Genomic DNA, 255 nt, shown 5'->3' with positions numbered 1-255 from the left:
TAAGAAGTAAAGTGGTGGAGCTAAGCAGGATCGAACTGCTGACCTCCTGCGTGCAAGGCAGGCGCTCTCCCAGCTGAGCTATAGCCCCACATATGCTGGTCTTATTGTTTGTTATCCGACTTCGTTTTAATCTTAGTGATAAGATTAAGAAGAAGTGGTGGGTCTGGGTGGATTTGAACCACCGACCTCACCCTTATCAGGGGTGCGCTCTAACCAACTGAGCTACAGACCCAAACAATAAGTGTTGTTCTCTTT

General features: G+C 47.5%; 2 tRNA genes. Both read right to left on the bottom strand.

Annotated features, from left to right (window positions below):
- Nucleotides 1-12: 12 nt before the first annotated feature.
- Nucleotides 13-88, bottom strand: a tRNA-Ala gene (locus tag PSH50_RS21160).
- 67 nt (nt 89-155) lie between these two features.
- A tRNA-Ile gene (locus PSH50_RS21155) sits at nt 156-232 on the bottom strand.
- Nucleotides 233-255 lie beyond the last annotated feature (23 nt).

This window comes from Pseudoalteromonas sp. Angola-7, from assembly GCF_028599255.1.
Lineage (GTDB): Bacteria > Pseudomonadota > Gammaproteobacteria > Enterobacterales > Alteromonadaceae > Pseudoalteromonas > Pseudoalteromonas atlantica.
The sequence above is the reverse complement of the archived record's forward strand: the minus strand, read 5'-3'. Positions and strand labels throughout refer to the sequence as shown.